The following is an 18,174-nucleotide window of genomic DNA, read 5'->3' as shown; positions in this document are numbered from 1 at the left end:
TTAACTATTATAATATATTCTATCACATTTTATATAAAAAAACACCCCGGAACCGAAATTCCGAGGTGTAATATACTTTTCTGAAACGCCATAAGACGCTTTGGATTGTAAATATTATCTCTTTGAGAACTGAGGAGCACGACGAGCTGCCTTTAAACCGTACTTCTTTCTTTCCTTCATTCTTGGATCTCTTGTTAAGAAACCAGCCTTCTTAAGTGATGGACGGTATTCTTCTGAATCAACCTGAAGAAGAGCTCTTGAGATACCGTGTCTGATAGCACCAGCCTGACCTGTGTATCCGCCACCGTGTACGTTAACGATTACATCATACTTGTCAGCTGTCTCTGTAAGAACTAATGGCTGTTTAACTACAACCTTAAGTGTTTCAAGACCGAAATATTCATCAAGTGATCTCTTATTTATTGTAATATTACCATTACCTGGTACTAAATATACTCTAGCAATACTGCTTTTTCTTCTACCTGTTCCGTAGAACTTTCCGTTTGCTTTCTTAGCCACTGTTAATTCCTCCTTATGATATGTCCTTTAATTAAAACTTTAAAACTTCTGGCTTCTGAGCTGCCTGTTCATGATCTGGACCTGCATATACATGAAGCTTTGTGTACATCTGTCTTCCTAAAGGTCCCTTTGGAAGCATACCCTTAACAGCAAGTTCAATAACTCTTTCTGGATGCTTTTCCATCATCTCCTTAAGAGTTGTTTCTTTCATACCACCTACATAATCTGAGTGATTGTAGTAAATCTTCTGATCTAACTTCTTACCTGTAACCTTAATCTTTTCAGCGTTGATTACGATAACATTGTCACCACAGTCAAGGAATGGTGTATAAGTAGGCTTATTCTTACCTCTTAATACAGCAGCAACCTGTGATGCTAAACGACCTAATGTATAATCTGCAGCATCTACAACATACCATTTTCTTTCGATGTTAGATGCACTAGCCATATAAGTACTCATTAGTTTTCCTCCTAAATATTGCTTAAATGCATAATTAATTGTTCTAATTAAATAAATGTTAATATATATTAAATGCTTCTCCGGGGCATATGGTGAAACACCTAATTCTGATTAACTTATGTCAAGGCGCACTTATCACGTCACATTAAAGAATTATATAACACACAGCCTTGTGTGTCAATCAGAAAATGTATTTTTACCATATAATTTTGAGGAAATTATCCACAAAGATTTTATTCTGCAATATATTTATCAACAGCCTGAGTTAAAAATATAAACTATGTATTAGATTATCACAATTACAAATATCAAGAATTACAGATACTCTATTCTCATAAGCGTAAGTCCCTGCGGTGGTGCTGTCTGGCCTGCCTGTGTCCTGTCCTTTGCATCAAGCATTTCCTTTACATACTCTGGATTAAATTTCCCTTTTCCGACCTGTATAAGCGTTCCTGCTATTATTCTTACCATATTATATAAGAAGCCATTACCTGTAACTGTTATTAATATTTCATCACCTTTTCTATCTACATCAAGCGAATATATTGTCCTTACGGTTGTTTCTGTCTGTGTACGCACACAACAGAAGCTTTTAAAATCGTGTTCTCCTACAAGATACGCTGCCGCCTCCTGCATTTTAGCAATATCAATATTCCCTGGTACATTCCATGTATAGTTACGTTTCTTAGGAAGTCCGAACTCCGTATTTAGTATCCTGTAGCAGTATGTCTTTCTTGTATCACAGTGTCTTGGATGAAAATCAGATTCTACCTCATCTGACTGCTGTATTATTATATCTTCAGGAAGGTACCTGTTAAGTGCATATGTGAACTTGTCTGCCGGTATGTTTGAAGCTGTATCAAATACAGCGACATTTCCTAATGCGTGAACTCCTGCATCGGTTCTGCTTGCACCTGTTACATGGACATTTTCACCTGTAAGTGCGTATATAGCTTCATCAAGCTTTTTCTCAATTGTCGGTGCATTAGGCTGTATCTGCCAGCCCGAATAATTCGTACCATCATATGCAACCCTTAATCTTATTCTTTTCATTCACTCCTCCTTAATTTTTTTACACACTTATTATTAATAGATACATACACTTCCTATTAATATCTTCATATACTTGTCATTAATCTTTCCGCGTACTTCTCTCTAATCTCTTTACATACTTGTCATTAATCTTTCTGCACACTTCTCTCTAATTCCTCACTTCTTAACATAAAAGGGACTGCCACCTCAGACATAATCTATATAATACGTAGGTTAATACAACATTTCCTGACTTCCTACTATATAAATAATGCTTCGTGCTACAGCCCCTTTTAGCGACTTACTATGCAGCTATAATCTTGACAATGATAATCACTCCAAGGTACAGAACCATACTGATATAGGCAATTCTGTCTCTCTTTTCATATTTTAAAGGCTTCATCTTTGTCCTGCCCTCTGAACCGTGATAACATCTTGCTTCCATAGCCATTGCAAGCTCATTGGCTCTTCTGAAGGCTGACACAAATAATGGAACAAGTATTGGAACCATTGCTTTGGCTCTCTTTATAAGACTTCCATTCTCAAAATCCGCACCTCTTGCCATCTGTGCTTTCATAATCTTATCAGTTTCTTCTATAAGAATTGGTATGAATCTTAATGCTATCGACATCATCATCGCTATCTCGTGAACTGGTACTTTGATAACTTTAAGAAATCCAAGCCCCTTCTCAAGACCATCTGTTAAGTTATTAGGCGTTGTAGTAAGTGTCATCAATGATGTGCCTACAATAAGATATATAAGCCTTACAACCATAAATATAGCCATTTTAAGACCCTGATAAGTTATTGTCAGCTTCCATATCTGTATAAGCACGTCTCCCGGTGTCAGAAACAGGTTAAACACCGCACTTATAATAATCAGTATTACTATTGATTTAAGTCCTCTAACCATAAATTTGAGAGGAATTCTGGACATTTTAATAACTACCGCCAATGCTACCGTGACAACAGCATATATCCATATATTCATTCCCATAAACAACGAAATTATAAAGATAAGAGTACCCATAAGCTTAACTCTTGGGTCTAATCTGTGAATGACAGAATCAGCTTTATAATATTGTCCAATTGTTATATCTCTAATCATACAATCTCCATTCCTGCCTGTTAATATTACCGCTACGCCTTTGCATTATGCTTAAAATGTGACAGAATACTTTCTTTTGCTTCCGCAATTGTTATTGCATCTGGATTTACATTTATTCCGGCCCTTATAAGGTCATTCATTATATAAGTAACCTGTGGTGCTGCAAGTCCTATCTGCTCTAACTGTCTGTAATGTCTGAATACATTTTGTGGTGTATCATCATATTTTAATACGCCATCATCCATAACCATAATTCTGTCAACATATTTGGCTACATCTTCCATACTGTGAGATACCAGGATTACAGTAATTCCAGTTTCTTCCCTTAAGTATTTAAGGCAGTCTAAAATGTCATCCCTTCCTTTAGGGTCAAGTCCTGCTGTTGGTTCGTCTAATATAAGAACCTCCGGCTTCATAGCAAGCACGCCAGCTATTGCAACTCTCCTCTTCTGTCCGCCTGACAAATCAAATGGCGACTGATAATAAAGATTCTCATCAAGCCCGACAAGTCTTAAGCTCTCAAAGGCTCTAAGCTCGTATTCCTGTCTTGATAAACCTAAATTCTTAGGTCCAAAGCACACATCTTTAAATATGTCTGTTTCAAAAAGCTGGTGTTCTGGATACTGGAATACCAGTCCGACCTTGCTTCTTAATTCTTTCATATTAAATCCAGCATCATATATATCTTGTCCATTAAAATATATATGTCCCTCTGTCGCCTTAAGCAGCCCATTAAGGTGCTGGATAAATGTGGACTTACCAGAACCCGTATGTCCTATAAGACCTACAAATTCTCCGTCATTAATTGCACACGACACATTGTCCAGAGCTCGTCTTTCAAAGCCTGTTCCTGCTTCGTATACATAACTGATTTTATCAACAATTATTGACATTGCACTCTCCATTCTAATGTACATTCTGCCCACTGGCAGTAACATCATTTTTATTTATCCAGTCTTTTTAATTCTTCCACTAATTCTTCATTTCTTATTATGCCATCTTTAATAGGAAGACCTGCCTTTTTTAATTCATAAGCAAGTTCCGTCACTTGTGGCACATCGAGCCTCATACTCTTTAACATCTCAACCTGTGTGAATATCTGCCTTGGAGTTCCGTCCATTACAAGCTTTCCACCATCCATTACATACACATAATCTGCATCTATTACTTCTTCCATATAATGCGTTATAAGTATTATAGTAACATTTTCTTTTCTGTTAAGCTCGTGAAGAACATTTAATACTTCTTTTCTTCCAAGAGGATCAAGCATTGCTGTAGGCTCGTCTAACACGATACATTTAGGTTTCATAGCTACTATGCCTGCTATTGCGACACGCTGTTTCTGTCCACCTGAAAGCTTATTAGGAGAAGCACTACGAAACTGATACATTCCAACCGCCTTAAGGCTTTTTTCTACTCTTTCCCATATTTCTTCTGTTGGAACTCCTATATTCTCTGGTCCAAATCCTACCTCTTCATCTACAAGTGTACCAACTATCTGATTATCCGGATTCTGAAATACCATTCCTGCTGTCTGTCTTATTGAAAGTGTATTGCCGCTGTCCTTAGTATCCATTCCATCAACATACACTGTTCCCTCTGTCGGCATAACAAGGGCATTAAGATGCTTGGCAAATGTTGATTTGCCTGAACCATTATGTCCAAGCACTGCAACAAAATCTCCTGCTTTAATATCTATATTTACATTATCAACTGCTGTAGTTATCCCCTCAACATTACCCTCTTCGTCTCGTCTTATATATTCAAATGTCAAATTCTTCGCTTCTACTATTCCCATAACAGTCTCCTGTTCCAGTATTCCAGACATTTCCGGACATACTTGCTGATATTATATCTTCACAGATAATTCCCCTGTAATGATACATTTTTATTCTTTCTTTCAAATAATTGCATATTACTATATAACTTTATAAAAATCAATTTTATATACTAAATTCATTGAAATAACGTGAAAAAATACAAAACTTTCTAATATGTAATTCAACCTTAAAAAAGCGGATATGAGTTACCCCATATCCGCTAATAATACGCAATGATGTAATTATACTAATTCAAGAAGAACTTCCATTGCTGCATCACCTTTTCTTAAGCCAATCTTAACGATTCTTGTGTAGCCACCCTTACGGTCAGCATACTTAGGTGCGATTTCGTCAAATAACTTATTAGTAAGGTCAACAGTCTTAGTATTCTTCTTCTTTCCAGCAGCATCAGCAGGAACTTCTGTCACCTTGTAAAGAACCTTATCCATCTGCTTTCTAGCGTGAAGCTTTGAAGGGAGATCCTTCTTGATTTCCTTCTCTACTGTTTCATATACAGTAACCTTCTTGCCATCAACAACTTCCTTAACTCTCTTGCCATCAGCATCCTTCTTTGCAACCTTAGCAGATACTGTAACTGTTTCGTAGTTGTCCTTTTCCTTAACTGCAAGTGTAATAAGCTTTTCAGCCTGCTTACGAACTTCCTTAGCTCTTGCTTCTGTTGTAACAATCTTACCATTCTCGATTAAAGCTGTTACCTGGCTTCTTAATAAAGCCTTTCTCTGGCTTGATGTTCTACCAAGCTTTCTATACTTTGCCATTGATTTAACCTCCATTTGTAACGTCTATACACGCGCATATGGTCTTACTGTATAGATGTTTTTTCTACAAACTCTAATATTACGCTTTAATTTTTAGTCTTCACTAGATCTAAGATGTAAATTTAACTGCTTAAGCTTTAAAAGCACCTCATCTAAAGACTTCTTACCAAGGTTTCTAACCTTAATCATATCATCTGGTGTCTTATTGCAGAGTTCTTCAACAGTGTTGATACCTGCTCTTCTAAGACAGTTAGATGAACGAACTGATAATTCAAGGTCTTCAATACTCATTGAAAGAACCTTAGTTGACTCATCAACCTGCTGTTCAACCATAATCTCTGCGTTAGCAGCATTCTCTGAAAGGTTAATGAAGCCCTTAAGATGCTCACTAAGAACCTTAGCTGCAAGGCTTAATGCCTCATCTGGAGCTATTGTTCCATTAGTAAATATATCAAGTGTAAGCTTGTCAAAATCTGTATCCTGACCTACTCGTGTATTCTGAACAGCCATATTAACTCTCTCTACTGGTGTGTAGATTGAATCTACAGCGATAACGCCAACTGGCTGGTCTTCTTTTTTATTTCTTTCTGAACTTACATAACCACGTCCGTTAGTGATTGTAAGTTCCATAATTAACTTGCTGTCTGCACCATTAAGATGTGCAATAACAAGATCTGGGTTAATAATCTCTATATCAGGGTCTACCTGAATATCAGATGCTCTAACTACACCCTCGCCTACGAACTCAATATGAGCTTCCTTAGGCTCAACGGAATTACCATTGTTCTTGATTGATAACTGCTTGATGTTCATCACTATCTCAGTAACATCTTCCTTAACACCAGGAATTGAGCTGAATTCATGAAGAACGCCCTCAATCTTGATACTGCTTACTGCTGTACCAACTAATGAAGAAAGCATAATTCTTCTTAAAGAATTACCAAGAGTAAGTCCATAACCTCTTTCGAGCGGTTCAACGACAAATCTACCATACTTTCCATCTTCTGACTGCTCAGTCATCTCAATCTTTGGCATCTTGAAATTAAAATCTGCATCAACCATGTATAGCCCCTCCTTTTATGGGTTTTAATAAGTTTATTCCTTCTATCCATAAGACAACAGAACGCATATATAGCATTCTGTTGTCTTATATAAACGTATCTGTCCACAAGCAACCTGCAAACTGAAACGTCTAAACATTTAATTAATGGATTACTTAGAATATAACTCGACGATAAGCATCTCGTTTACAGGAACGTCAATAGCTTCTCTTGTAGGTAATGACTTAACAGTACCCTTAAGTGCTTCCTTGTCAGACTCTAACCACTCTGGAACTAATCTTCCGTTAGTAGCTTCAAGTACTTCCTTGTATCTAGCACAAGACTTTGACTTTTCTCTGATTTCAATAACATCTCCAGCCTTAACTAAGTATGAAGGGATGTTTACACACTTGCCATTAACAAGTACATGCTTGTGGTCTACGATCTGTCTTGCTTCTTTTCTTGTTCTAGCAAAACCTAATCTGAAGATAACATTATCAAGTCTGAGTTCAAGAGTAATCATAAGGTTCTCACCAGTCATACCCTTCTGCTTCTCAGCCTTCTTATAATAATTTCTGAAAGGCTTCTCTAATACGCCATAGATGAACTTAGCCTTCTGCTTTTCGCGAAGCTGTAATCCGTATTCGCTGATCTTTCTTCCAGCATTCTTAGCCTTTCTTCTAGACTTCTTATCTATTCCTAAATATAAAGGATCTAAATCAAGAGATCTACATCTCTTGAGCACAGGTGTTCTATTAACTGCCATTGTAATCTTACCTCCCTAAATTAAACTCTTCTACGCTTTGGTGGACGACAACCGTTATGTGGAACTGGTGTAACATCCTTAATACTTGTAACTTCGAGACCACAAGCTGAAAGGGCACGAATAGCTGCCTCTCTACCTGAACCTGGTCCCTTAACCATAACGTCTACAGACTTTAATCCGTGAACTAAAGCAGCCTTTGTTGCTGTCTCTGCTGCCATCTGTGCTGCATATGGAGTAGACTTCTTAGATCCTCTGAATCCGAGTCCACCTGCTGATGCCCAAGATAAAGCATTACCTTCTGCATCTGTTAAAGTAACGATTGTATTATTGAAAGATGACTGAATATGTGCCTGTCCTCTTTCAACGTTCTTCTTAACACGCTTCTTTGTCACTTTTTTTGTAACTTTCTGAGCCATGATAAATAACCTCCTGTGAGTTTAACAATTTAACAATTATTATTTCTTCTTATTAGCTACTGTCTTCTTAGGTCCCTTGCAAGTTCTTGCATTAGTCTTAGTCTTCTGACCTCTAACTGGAAGACCCTTTCTATGACGAATTCCTCTATAACATCCGATTTCCTTTAATCTCTTGATGTTCATGGCAACTTCTCTTCTTAAGTCACCTTCTACTAAATGCTCTGGATCTGCATCTATAACTTTAGCGATCTTTGCAACTTCTTCATCTGTTAAATCCTTAACACGAGTATCTGGATTAACACCAGCCTCTGCAAGAATCTTAGTTGCTCTAACTCGTCCAATACCATAAACATAAGTAAGTCCGATTTCGATACGTTTTTCTCTTGGTAAGTCTACACCTGAAATACGAGCCATGTGTTCTTTAACCTCCGTTAATCAAATATATATGTTATTAATAAATTACCGTGTAGTGATTATACATACGCAGCCCGTCAGTTGCCTGCCGTCTGAAATGTGTGCGTTGCCATAACAACTACTATATAAAATAGCAATGTCCACCTTACAACTTAGCCGGGTGGTTCATCGCTGCAGCCGCAAAACTACATTGTCTGTCTATCATAGTGATTAATAGAACAAACATCAATGTTATGACATCAACTAGTGATATCGATATCATAACGCACAAACATGAGAAGTATCAGCTACTTCTCTCCATAAGGATTAACCCTGTCTCTGCTTGTGCTTAGGGTTCTCACAAATAATCATGATTCTACCCTTTCTCTTAATGACTTTGCATTTTTCACAAATTGGTTTAACTGATGATCTAACCTTCACTGCAAAAGCCTCCTTTCAGACAAGTTCGTTGACTATTATAGCATAGTCATATTTTTAAATGCAAGTTAAAATTGCAATTTAAAACAAAAAAATTTGCACAAAAATATTATATATTTTTAGATGTTTTTTGAAATAATTACTTATCTCTCCAGATAATTCTTCCCTTAGTAAGGTCATATGGAGAAAGCTCTATTGTTACCTTATCGCCTGGAAGAATTCTGATAAAGTTCATTCTTAACTTTCCACTGATAGTTGCAAGTATCTGATGTCCATTCTCAAGTTCAACCTTAAAAAATGCATTAGGTAACTTCTCAACAACTTTTCCTTCGATTTCTATTACATCTGCCTTTGACATATTTGCCTCCTTATTATTAAATCTCTGTTTGCTTTACCGGTTATTATACTTCTTAATTGCAAGTTTAATATCTTCATTGGTCAGCTTAATATTACGACTTATCTTGTCTTTTATTGTATCGTCACATATTTTGATAAGCTGAATATGTTTTAACTTTTTCTTTTTAGGCTCATCAACCTGCCTGAGCCTGCCATCAGTTACATATACATATTCATTATCAACACCTGTAATAACATATGTTAATCCCTTATCGTGTCCTGCTAATGATGTAGCAAAATATCCTATATAATTATTCAAATCCTGCCCTCCATTATCAGTTATTCTACTAATGATAGTATTTCTGGTCCAGCTTTCGTTACAAGCACAGTATTCTCATAATGTGCTGATAATGAATGGTCAAATGTTGATGCTGTCCAGTTATCATCTAACCATCTGACTTTATAATCGCCTGCTGATACCATAGGTTCAATCGCAAGTGTCATCCCCTCATAAAGCCTGATACCTCTTCTGTCCTGTCTGAAATTAGGTATCTCTGGTTCTTCGTGAAGTTCTGTTCCTATTCCGTGACCTACAAGATCTCTGATAACTCCATATCCAAACGACTCATTATATTGTGCAATTGCATTGGAGATTTCATATAAGTGGCATCCTTCTTTGGCATATTTAATACCCTCGAAGAAACTTTGTCTTGTCACTTCTATCAATTTAGCCGCTTCATCGCTTATCTTTCCAATACCGTAAGTTCTTGCGGCATCAGAATGATAACCCTTGTGTATCACTCCTGCATCAAGGCTTACTATGTCACCTTCTTTTAGTACACGCTTCTTTGATGGAATTCCGTGTACTATCTCGTCATTAACTGATACACATATTGCGGCTGGATACCCCTGATATCCCTTAAATGAAGGAATACATCCGTAGCTTTTTATCATTTCCTCACCAATCTTATTAATATGATAAGTTGTAACACCCGGTTTACATTCCTTTTCAAGTTCATTAAGGACTGTTCCAAGTATCTTGCCAGCTTCTCTCATTAATTCGATTTCGCGTTGTGATTTAACTGTTACAGACATATTCAGCCTACTTTCCTAAAACATCAACAATTGCATTAAATACATTTTCCATTGACTGTGTACCATCAACCTCAGCTAATACACCCTTCTTTGAATAGTAATCAATCAATGGCTGTGTCTGCTCATGATATACAGATAACCTGTTCTTAACTGTTTCTGGCTTATCATCATCTCTTAATATAAGCTTTTCACCACAAGCATCACATATGCCTTCAACCTTAGTAGGATTGAACTCGATATGGTATGTTGCACCACAACCAACGCAAGCTCTTCTTCCTGACATTCTATTGATAATATTTTCGTCTGGAACTTCTACGTTAATAGCGTAGTCTACTGTTTCATTATTAGCAGCAAGTGCCTTATCAAGTGCTTCTGCCTGAGGTATTGTTCTTGGGAAACCATCTAATACATATCCATTAACACAGTCAGCTTCCTTAAATCTATCCATTATAAGGTCTACAACTAATTCGTCTGGTACAAGCTCACCCTTGTCCATATATGTCTTAGCTTTCTTGCCAAGTTCTGTATTATTCTTGATATTTGCTCTGAAAATATCTCCTGTTGAAATATGAGGAATTGAGTATTTTTCAGCTATTTTCTTTGCCTGTGTTCCCTTACCAGCTCCAGGAGCTCCTAACATAATAATCTTCATATGTTTACCTCATTTCTTTTTTATATACAAAGGACTCGCCCAACATTACTGTCAGGCAAGTCATCTAATACTTATAAGCTATTCGCTTAAGAATCCTTTATAATAACGATTAACCATCTGCGATTCAATCTGCTTTAATGTTTCAAGTACAACACCAACGATGATGATTACTGATGTTCCACCAAATGAAACGCTTGCATTAAAGAACCCTGTACACATAATAGGTATTAATGCGATGATGAGTAATCCAACTGCACCTACGAATACGATGTAGTTTAATATATTATTAAGATAATCACTAGTAGACTTACCAGGTGTTATACCAGGGATAACTCCACCAGCTTTCTTTAAGTTATCAGCTACTTCAATTGGATTAAATGTAATTGATGTATAGAAGTATGCAAATATTATAAGCAATACAATATACAATATTAACCCGATAGAATACTTAGGTGCTGATATTCTGCACCAGTATGAAGAGCTTAAATATCTGGTCCATTCGTATGACTTTCCAAATAACTGTGCAATAATTACAGGGAACTGCATAAGTGATGATGCGAAAATAACAGGCATTACACCTGCAGTATTAACCTTTAAAGGTATATTAGTTGACTGTCCGCCAAATGTCTTTCTGCCACTAACCTTCTGTGAATACTGAACAGGAATTCTTCTCTCTCCATCCTGTAAGAAGCATACTAAAACTACCATTACAACAAGAATTGCAATAATAATTGCAGCTGCTAATACACCCTTTGCAATAGTTCTAGGTGCAACAAATGTGCTATACAATGTAGCAAAATCACTTGGCATACCAGAAATAATGTTAATTAAAAGTACAATTGATATACCATTACCAACACCATTTTCAGTAATTCTTTCACCAAGCCACATAAGCATTGCAGAACCTGCTGTAAGTGCTGCAACAACTACGATTATGCTTACAATATAATGTAATGTACTAAAGCCCTGATATCCCTTGATAAGTCCAGATCTACCAAAACCTACAGCCATAGCTATACTCTCTATAAGAGCAAGAGCAATTGTTACATATCTTGTAATTGCTGCAATCTTCTTTCTACCATCTTCACCTTCTTTTTGCATTTCCTCTAACTTAGGAATTGCAATAGCAAGAAGCTGCATAATAATAGATGAAGTAATATATGGCGTTATGCTTAACGCAAAGAGGGACATTCTTTCGAATGAACCTCCTGTAAATGCGCTAAGATAGCTCAAATCACCAGTATTAATTCCACTAAGTAAGCTACTGAAATACTCTGTATCTACTCCTGGAATAGGAAGCAAACTTCCTACTCTAACAATAACAAGAATCATAAGAGTATATAAAATCTTTTTTCTTATGTCTTTGTTCTTAAAAGCGCCTACAAGTGTCTTTAACATATTAGATCACCTCGCAAGAACCACCAAGAGCTTCGATCTTTTCCTTTGCAGAAGCACTGAAAGCGTTAGCCTTAACGTTGAGTTTCTTTGTGAGTTCACCGTTAGCAAGAATCTTGATACCATCCTTAGGATTCTTAACGATACCTGATTCAATTAATGTATCAACTGTAACTTCTGCACCATTATCAAATCTTTCTAATGTGCTGATGTTAATAGCAACAAATTCCTTACGGTTTCTGTTAGTGAAACCTCTCTTAGGAATTCTTCTATATAATGGCATCTGGCCACCTTCGAAACCTGGTCTTGGTGCTCCTGAACGAGCTTTCTGTCCCTTATGACCCTTACCAGCAGTCTTGCCGTTACCTGAGCCATGTCCACGACCTCTTCTGAAATTATCACTCATTACTGAGCCCTCTGCTGGGCTTAAATTAGATAAATCCATCTTTGCACCTCCTTATCCGATTTATTAATTAAATTTCTTCTACCTTTAACATATAACCAATCTGCTGAATCTGTCCTCTTGTTGCAGCATTGTCTGGAAGTTCTACTGTCTTATGCATCTTTGTAAGACCCATAGCTTCAACAGTTCTTCTATGCTTTGGAACAGCACTGATTGGAGACTTAACTAAAGTTATTCTTAACTTCTTATCAGCCATTTTAACCTCCATCTGTCAATAACGACTATATCAATGTTTATTTGTTAATTAGCCAAGGATCTCGCTAACAGACTTTCCACGAAGTCTTGCAACTTCTTCTGGAGTCTTCATAGACTTAAGACCTTCTATTGTTGCTAATACAGCATTCTGCTTGTTATTAGAACCAAGTGACTTTGTACGGATATTCTTAATACCTGCAAGCTCAAGTACTGAACGAGCTGGACCACCTGCGATGATACCAGTACCTTCTGGAGCCTTCTTAAGAAGAACTGTTGCTCCTCCGAACTTTCCGATGAAGTCATGTGGAACTGATGAATTCTCGTCCATAGGAACTTCTACTAAATGCTTAATGGCATCTTCTTTTCCCTTACGGATAGCTTCAGGAACTTCAGCTGCCTTACCAACACCAGCGCCAACATGTCCGTTGCCGTCACCAACAACAACTAAAGCTGCAAAACGCATGTTACGTCCGCCCTTTACAACCTTTGTTACACGCTTGATTGATACTACATTATCTCTTAATTCTAAATTGCTAGCATCAATTATTGTACGTTTCATACTGTTTGTTTCTCCCTTCCGCTTAGAATTCAAGGCCAGCTTCTCTTGCTGCCTCTGCTAATGCCTTTACTTTACCTTCATATACAAATCCGCCTCTATCATAAACGACAGTTGTAATACCTTTTTCTAATGCCTTCTTAGCAACTACTGTACCAACTACTGTAGCAGCTTCAACGTTATTAGTCTTTTCAAGTTCTGCCTTTACGTCCTTATCAAGTGTTGAAGCAGAAACAAGTGTCTTACCAACTGTGTCGTCAATAATCTGAGCGTACATATGATTATTGCTTCTAAATACAGCTAAACGTGGTCTTTCTGCTGTACCGCTGAAACGATTACGTAATTTTCTATGTTTATTTTCACGAACTACTGTTCTTGACTTCTTACTAACCATTTTGTATTCACTCCTTTAATTATTTCTTACCAGTCTTACCAACCTTACGTCTAATAACTTCATCAGAGTACTTGATACCCTTGCCCTTATATGGCTCTGGAGCTCTCTTAGCTCTGATTTCAGCTGCGTACTGGCCAACTTTTTCTTTACTAATACCTTTTACGATGATAACGTTAGTACCATCAACAGTTGTTTCGATTCCTTCTGGATCTTCCATTTCGACTGGATGAGAGTAACCTAAAGCTAATACAAGCTTCTTACCCTGCTTCTGAGCTCTGTAACCAACACCGTTGATTTCAAGCTTCTTCTCATATCCTTCTGTAACACCGATTACCATATTATGAATTAATGTTCTTGTTAATCCGTGTAATGACTTCATCTTCTTTAAGTCGTTAGGTCTAGAAACAACGATTTCTGAACCTTCCATCTTAATGTCCATCTCAGCAGGTAAAACTCTTTCAAGTGTACCCTTAGGACCCTTTACAGTCACTTTGTTATTTTCTGCGATCTCAACAGTAACACCTGCTGGGACAGCGATAGGCATTCTTCCTATACGTGACATGCCGTGCACCTCCTAATTTTGATTAAGAAAACACTTTAAAAATAGGAACGTGTTTTCTTTGTGAGTGAGTATCTATTATAAATTACCAAACGAAGCAGAGAACTTCTCCACCAACGCCCAGCTTTCTAGCTTCCTTATCTGTTACAACACCTTTGTTTGTTGAGATAATTGCAACACCAAGACCACCGAGAACTCTTGGAAGTTCATCCTTGCTAGCATAAACTCTAAGACCTGGCTTAGAAATTCTCTGGAGACCTGAGATAATCTTTTCATTCTTATCAGCACCGTACTTTAATGTAACACGGATGTCGTTGAAATTACCATTCTCAACAAGCTCATAAGACTTGATATAACCTTCATCTAAAAGAATCTTAGCTATAGAAAGCTTCATCTTTGAAGATGGGATATCAACTGTGTCGTGCTTTGCTGTGTTTGCATTACGAATTCTTGTAAGCATATCTGCAATTGGATCTGTCATTTTAAATGTTCCTCCTTAAATAATTCACTGGTTTCCCTTACCGGGACTACGTCAATTGTTCATGCATATATAGCATACGGCAGTACGCCGTATAACTATGTTAATGCATATATATCAAGGTAATAGTGGCAAACCACTGTTGATTAATTACATATTGTAATTATCAATTCATCTTACCAAGATGCCTTCTTAACTCCTGGGATCTGACCCTTGTAAGCTAATTCACGGAAGCAAATTCTGCAGATTCCGTACTTTCTTAAAACAGAATGTGGACGACCACATATTGTACAACGTGTATAAGCTCTTGTAGAGAACTTAGGTGCTCTCTGCTGCTTAACCTTCATTGAAGTCTTAGCCATTAAAATTTACCTCCTATAATTAATTCTTGAAAGGCATGTTGAACATTCTAAGTAATTCACGTGCCTCTTCATCTGTATGAGCTGTTGTTGCAATAATAACATCCATACCTCTTACTTTGTCAATCTTATCGTATTCGATTTCTGGGAAGATAATCTGCTCTTTGATACCTAAAGCATAGTTACCTCTTCCATCAAATGATTCAGCGCTTACGCCTCTGAAGTCACGAACTCTTGGTAATGCAAGATTAACAAGTCTGTCAAGGAATTCGTACATCTTCTCACCACGAAGTGTAACCTTGCATCCGATTGCCTGACCTTCTCTTAACTTGAAGTTAGCAATTGAATTCTTAGCTCTTGTAAGAACTACCTTCTGACCTGAAATAGTCTCGAGTTCTTTAACTGCTGCATCGAGAAGCTTTGAATTTTCTTTAGCTTCACCAACACCCATATTTATTACGATCTTGTCGATCTTTGGAACCATCATTGGGTTCTTGTAACCGAACTTATCTGTCATTTTTTTAGTGATTTCGTTTTCGTATAAATCTCTAAGTCTACTCAAAATTATTGCCTCCTTCCTTTATTAATCGATAACTTCGCCAGTTGCCTTAGCAACACGAACTTTCTTACCATCCTTGAAGTCATAACCAATCTTAGATGTCTTATCACCCTTAACTACATAAGCGATGTTAGAGATATCGATTGGTGCTTCCTGGTGGAGAATTCCACCCTGCTGATTAGCTGCACTTGGCTTAGCATGCTTTGTTACCATGTTAACGCCCTCAACTAATGCTGTATGGTTCTTAGCATTTACAGACATAACCTTGCCTGTCTTGCCCTTGTCTTTACCTGCGATTACCTTAACAGTATCACCTTTTTTAATTCTTACAGCTGACATTGTGGTACCTCCTATAATACTTCTGGAGCAAGAGAAACGATCTTCATAAACTTCTTTTCTCTTAACTCTCTAGCTACTGGTCCAAAGATACGAGTTCCCTTAGGAGTCTGATCATCCTTGATGATTACAGCAGCATTTTCATCAAATTTAATGTATGAGCCATCTTTACGACGTGCGCCCTTTACAGAACGAACAACAACGGCCTTAACAACATCGCCCTTTTTAACAACGCCGCCTGGTGTTGCTTCTTTAACAGTAGCGACAATCACATCACCGATATTTGCATATCTTCTTGTAGATCCACCCATAACTCTGATGCAAAGAATTTCTTTAGCACCTGTGTTATCGGCAACCTTAAGTCTGGTTTCCTGTTGTACCATAATACTACCCCTTTCAGTAATATCAATTCTAATTCTAAATTGTTAAAATTATTTAGCTCTGCTGATAATTTCAACTAATCTCCATCTCTTATCCTTAGATAAAGGTCTAGTTTCCATTACCTTAACAACGTCACCGATTAAACATTCGTTGTTCTCATCGTGAGCCTTTAACTTGTATGTTCTCTTTACAATCTTGTTGTAAAGTGGATGCTTAACGTTATCTTCTACAGCAACAACAATTGTCTTATCCATCTTATTGCTGATAACTTTACCTGTACGAGTTTTTCTTAAATTTCTCTCTTCCACAGTTATTCTCCTTTCTTAGGAAATACTTACACATTTATAAATGTAATTTAAGCATTCTTCTGAGCAATTACAGTCTGAATTCTAGCAATGTTCTTTCTAACTTCTTTAATTCTGCTAGTGTTATCTAACTGATTTGTTGCGTTCTGGAATCTTAAATTGAAAAGTTCCTTCTTAGCAGCTACTAATTCTTCATTCAATTCTGCAGCTGATTTTGCCTTTAAATCTTCTACATACTTATTAATTTTCACTGTTATCACCGCCTTCTAAGTCTGCACGTGAAACGATCTTGCACTTGCAAGGAAGTTTATGAGTTGCAAGACGTAATGCTTCTCTTGCTGTTTCTTCAGGTACACCTGAAATCTCGAACATAACACGTCCAGGTTTAACTACTGCTACCCAGCACTCTAAGTTACCTTTACCTTTACCCATACGAACACCGATAGGCTTACCTGTTACCGGCTTATCTGGGAAAATCTTTATAAATACTTTACCGCCACGCTTAATGTATCTTGTCATAGCTACACGGGCTGCTTCTATCTGGTTTGACTTGATCCAGCATGGTTCTGTTGCAACGATACCATATTCACCATTAGTGATTCTGTTACCTCTTGTTGCCTTACCTGCCATAGAACCACGGAACTGTCTACGATGTTTAACTCTCTTAGGTAGTAACATTACTTATCGCTCCCTTCCTTGTTAGTCTTTGTTGGAAGTACCTCACCTTCATAGATCCATACCTTAACACCAACTTTACCATAAGTTGTGTTAGCTTCTGCAAATCCGTAATCGATATCTGCACGAAGTGTCTGAAGAGGAATTGTACCTTCGCTATAGAACTCTGTACGAGCCATATCAGCACCGCCGAGACGACCTGAACAAGATGTCTTAATACCCTTAGCACCCTGCTTCATTGTTCTTCCCATGCAAGACTTCATAGCTCTTCTGAAAGAGATACGATTCTCTAACTGCTGTGCGATGTTCTCAGCTACTAACTGAGCATCCTTATCTGGTCTCTTAACTTCTTTAATATCAATGCTAAGTCTCTTAGCACTTGTAAGCTTTTCAACCTGCTTCTTGAGTGCTTCTATTTCAGCACCACCCTTACCAATAACAACACCTGGCTTAGCTGTGTGAATGATAATCTTTAATCTATCTGAAGCTCTTTCTGTTTCAATCTTTGAAATTCCTGCAGCATATAACTTATTCTTAAGGAATTTTCTAATGTTATAATCTTCTACAAGGTTATCTGCAAAAGTTTCTTCTGCATACCACTTAGAGTCCCAGTCTTTGATAACGCCGACTCTTAAACCATGAGGATTAACTTTCTGTCCCATAAA

General features: G+C 37.3%; 31 protein-coding genes. All 31 read right to left on the bottom strand.

Going from position 1 to position 18,174, the window contains the following annotated elements:
• Positions 1 to 114 precede the first annotated feature (114 nt).
• Positions 115 to 519, bottom strand: coding sequence for a 30S ribosomal protein S9 (rpsI, locus tag BM157_RS06815; protein WP_022501116.1), 405 nt, complete (start codon positions 517 to 519; stop codon positions 115 to 117).
• A 31-nt stretch (positions 520 to 550) separates the two neighbouring features.
• Positions 551 to 979, bottom strand: coding sequence for a 50S ribosomal protein L13 (gene rplM / locus BM157_RS06810; protein ID WP_022501117.1), 429 nt, complete (start codon positions 977 to 979; stop codon positions 551 to 553).
• A 315-nt stretch (positions 980 to 1,294) separates the two neighbouring features.
• Complete coding sequence (gene truA, locus BM157_RS06805) at positions 1,295 to 2,032, bottom strand: tRNA pseudouridine(38-40) synthase TruA (protein WP_055306846.1); 738 nt, start codon at positions 2,030 to 2,032, stop codon at positions 1,295 to 1,297.
• 283 nt (positions 2,033 to 2,315) lie between these two features.
• Positions 2,316 to 3,119: an energy-coupling factor transporter transmembrane component T family protein gene (locus BM157_RS06800; protein ID WP_055177156.1), complete on the bottom strand. Its 804-nt coding sequence runs from the start codon at positions 3,117 to 3,119 to the stop codon at positions 2,316 to 2,318.
• A gap of 32 nt (positions 3,120 to 3,151) precedes the next feature.
• A complete protein-coding gene (locus BM157_RS06795; RefSeq protein WP_055177325.1) occupies positions 3,152 to 4,012 on the bottom strand; it encodes an energy-coupling factor transporter ATPase in 861 nt (286 codons plus the stop codon).
• A 50-nt stretch (positions 4,013 to 4,062) separates the two neighbouring features.
• Complete coding sequence (locus tag BM157_RS06790; protein WP_022501121.1) at positions 4,063 to 4,917, bottom strand: energy-coupling factor transporter ATPase; 855 nt, start codon at positions 4,915 to 4,917, stop codon at positions 4,063 to 4,065.
• Between the two features lie 264 nt (positions 4,918 to 5,181).
• Complete coding sequence (locus tag BM157_RS06785; protein ID WP_022501122.1) at positions 5,182 to 5,718, bottom strand: bL17 family ribosomal protein; 537 nt, start codon at positions 5,716 to 5,718, stop codon at positions 5,182 to 5,184.
• A gap of 93 nt (positions 5,719 to 5,811) precedes the next feature.
• Positions 5,812 to 6,780: a DNA-directed RNA polymerase subunit alpha gene (locus tag BM157_RS06780; protein WP_022501123.1), complete on the bottom strand. Its 969-nt coding sequence runs from the start codon at positions 6,778 to 6,780 to the stop codon at positions 5,812 to 5,814.
• 150 nt (positions 6,781 to 6,930) lie between these two features.
• Positions 6,931 to 7,524 (bottom strand): 30S ribosomal protein S4, encoded by a 594-nt coding sequence (gene rpsD, locus BM157_RS06775; protein WP_022501124.1) that lies wholly within the window; start codon positions 7,522 to 7,524, stop codon positions 6,931 to 6,933.
• A 20-nt stretch (positions 7,525 to 7,544) separates the two neighbouring features.
• Positions 7,545 to 7,940: a 30S ribosomal protein S11 gene (rpsK, locus tag BM157_RS06770; protein ID WP_022432687.1), complete on the bottom strand. Its 396-nt coding sequence runs from the start codon at positions 7,938 to 7,940 to the stop codon at positions 7,545 to 7,547.
• 39 nt (positions 7,941 to 7,979) lie between these two features.
• On the bottom strand, positions 7,980 to 8,354 hold the full coding sequence (gene rpsM / locus BM157_RS06765) for a 30S ribosomal protein S13 (protein WP_022204422.1): 375 nt from the start codon (positions 8,352 to 8,354) through the stop codon (positions 7,980 to 7,982).
• Positions 8,355 to 8,660: 306 nt separating this feature from the next.
• A complete protein-coding gene (gene rpmJ, locus BM157_RS06760) occupies positions 8,661 to 8,774 on the bottom strand; it encodes a 50S ribosomal protein L36 (RefSeq protein ID WP_082421663.1) in 114 nt (37 codons plus the stop codon).
• A gap of 136 nt (positions 8,775 to 8,910) precedes the next feature.
• Positions 8,911 to 9,129 carry a translation initiation factor IF-1 gene (gene infA / locus BM157_RS06755; RefSeq protein WP_012738595.1) on the bottom strand — a complete coding sequence of 73 codons (219 nt, stop codon included), beginning with the start codon at positions 9,127 to 9,129 and terminating at the stop codon, positions 8,911 to 8,913.
• 33 nt (positions 9,130 to 9,162) lie between these two features.
• Positions 9,163 to 9,426, bottom strand: coding sequence for a KOW domain-containing RNA-binding protein (locus BM157_RS06750; protein WP_022501125.1), 264 nt, complete (start codon positions 9,424 to 9,426; stop codon positions 9,163 to 9,165).
• 20 nt (positions 9,427 to 9,446) lie between these two features.
• Complete coding sequence (map, locus tag BM157_RS06745; protein WP_055177153.1) at positions 9,447 to 10,202, bottom strand: type I methionyl aminopeptidase; 756 nt, start codon at positions 10,200 to 10,202, stop codon at positions 9,447 to 9,449.
• Positions 10,203 to 10,209: 7 nt separating this feature from the next.
• Positions 10,210 to 10,854, bottom strand: a complete 645-nt coding sequence (locus BM157_RS06740; protein WP_055177150.1) for an adenylate kinase — start codon at positions 10,852 to 10,854, stop codon at positions 10,210 to 10,212.
• Between the two features lie 78 nt (positions 10,855 to 10,932).
• On the bottom strand, positions 10,933 to 12,252 hold the full coding sequence (secY, locus tag BM157_RS06735) for a preprotein translocase subunit SecY (protein ID WP_022501128.1): 1,320 nt from the start codon (positions 12,250 to 12,252) through the stop codon (positions 10,933 to 10,935).
• Between the two features lies 1 nt (position 12,253).
• Entirely contained in the window at positions 12,254 to 12,694 is a 441-nt protein-coding gene (gene rplO / locus BM157_RS06730; RefSeq protein ID WP_022501129.1) for a 50S ribosomal protein L15, read from the bottom strand.
• Between the two features lie 28 nt (positions 12,695 to 12,722).
• The gene (rpmD, locus tag BM157_RS06725) at positions 12,723 to 12,908 is read right to left on the bottom strand and encodes a 50S ribosomal protein L30 (protein WP_022204428.1); all 186 of its coding nucleotides are present in this window, start codon (positions 12,906 to 12,908) and stop codon (positions 12,723 to 12,725) included.
• Positions 12,909 to 12,956: 48 nt separating this feature from the next.
• Positions 12,957 to 13,466 carry a 30S ribosomal protein S5 gene (rpsE, locus tag BM157_RS06720; RefSeq protein ID WP_022501130.1) on the bottom strand — a complete coding sequence of 170 codons (510 nt, stop codon included), beginning with the start codon at positions 13,464 to 13,466 and terminating at the stop codon, positions 12,957 to 12,959.
• Between the two features lie 22 nt (positions 13,467 to 13,488).
• A complete protein-coding gene (gene rplR / locus BM157_RS06715) occupies positions 13,489 to 13,857 on the bottom strand; it encodes a 50S ribosomal protein L18 (protein ID WP_022204430.1) in 369 nt (122 codons plus the stop codon).
• Positions 13,858 to 13,876: 19 nt separating this feature from the next.
• Entirely contained in the window at positions 13,877 to 14,419 is a 543-nt protein-coding gene (gene rplF / locus BM157_RS06710; protein ID WP_022501131.1) for a 50S ribosomal protein L6, read from the bottom strand.
• A gap of 82 nt (positions 14,420 to 14,501) precedes the next feature.
• On the bottom strand, positions 14,502 to 14,897 hold the full coding sequence (rpsH, locus tag BM157_RS06705; protein ID WP_022204432.1) for a 30S ribosomal protein S8: 396 nt from the start codon (positions 14,895 to 14,897) through the stop codon (positions 14,502 to 14,504).
• 173 nt (positions 14,898 to 15,070) lie between these two features.
• Positions 15,071 to 15,256, bottom strand: a complete 186-nt coding sequence (locus BM157_RS06700) for a type Z 30S ribosomal protein S14 (RefSeq protein WP_012738585.1) — start codon at positions 15,254 to 15,256, stop codon at positions 15,071 to 15,073.
• Between the two features lie 19 nt (positions 15,257 to 15,275).
• Positions 15,276 to 15,815 carry a 50S ribosomal protein L5 gene (rplE, locus tag BM157_RS06695; protein ID WP_022204433.1) on the bottom strand — a complete coding sequence of 180 codons (540 nt, stop codon included), beginning with the start codon at positions 15,813 to 15,815 and terminating at the stop codon, positions 15,276 to 15,278.
• A 21-nt stretch (positions 15,816 to 15,836) separates the two neighbouring features.
• The gene (gene rplX / locus BM157_RS06690) at positions 15,837 to 16,151 is read right to left on the bottom strand and encodes a 50S ribosomal protein L24 (protein ID WP_022204434.1); all 315 of its coding nucleotides are present in this window, start codon (positions 16,149 to 16,151) and stop codon (positions 15,837 to 15,839) included.
• A gap of 11 nt (positions 16,152 to 16,162) precedes the next feature.
• Positions 16,163 to 16,531, bottom strand: a complete 369-nt coding sequence (gene rplN, locus BM157_RS06685; protein WP_022501132.1) for a 50S ribosomal protein L14 — start codon at positions 16,529 to 16,531, stop codon at positions 16,163 to 16,165.
• A gap of 48 nt (positions 16,532 to 16,579) precedes the next feature.
• Positions 16,580 to 16,837 (bottom strand): 30S ribosomal protein S17, encoded by a 258-nt coding sequence (rpsQ, locus tag BM157_RS06680; protein ID WP_022501133.1) that lies wholly within the window; start codon positions 16,835 to 16,837, stop codon positions 16,580 to 16,582.
• Positions 16,838 to 16,884: 47 nt separating this feature from the next.
• On the bottom strand, positions 16,885 to 17,085 hold the full coding sequence (gene rpmC / locus BM157_RS06675) for a 50S ribosomal protein L29 (protein WP_012738580.1): 201 nt from the start codon (positions 17,083 to 17,085) through the stop codon (positions 16,885 to 16,887).
• Positions 17,075 to 17,512: a 50S ribosomal protein L16 gene (rplP, locus tag BM157_RS06670; RefSeq protein ID WP_055177147.1), complete on the bottom strand. Its 438-nt coding sequence runs from the start codon at positions 17,510 to 17,512 to the stop codon at positions 17,075 to 17,077. The genes rpmC and rplP overlap by 11 nt, the downstream gene beginning before the upstream one ends.
• Positions 17,512 to 18,171 carry a 30S ribosomal protein S3 gene (rpsC, locus tag BM157_RS06665; RefSeq protein WP_055177144.1) on the bottom strand — a complete coding sequence of 220 codons (660 nt, stop codon included), beginning with the start codon at positions 18,169 to 18,171 and terminating at the stop codon, positions 17,512 to 17,514. Before rpsC ends, rplP begins: the two co-directional genes overlap by 1 nt.
• Positions 18,172 to 18,174: the final 3 nt, after the last annotated feature.

The sequence above is a fragment of the [Lactobacillus] rogosae genome, assembly GCA_900112995.1.
GTDB classification, from domain to species: Bacteria; Bacillota; Clostridia; order Lachnospirales; family Lachnospiraceae; genus Lachnospira; species Lachnospira rogosae.
This window is presented reverse-complemented; position numbering and strand designations above follow the sequence as displayed.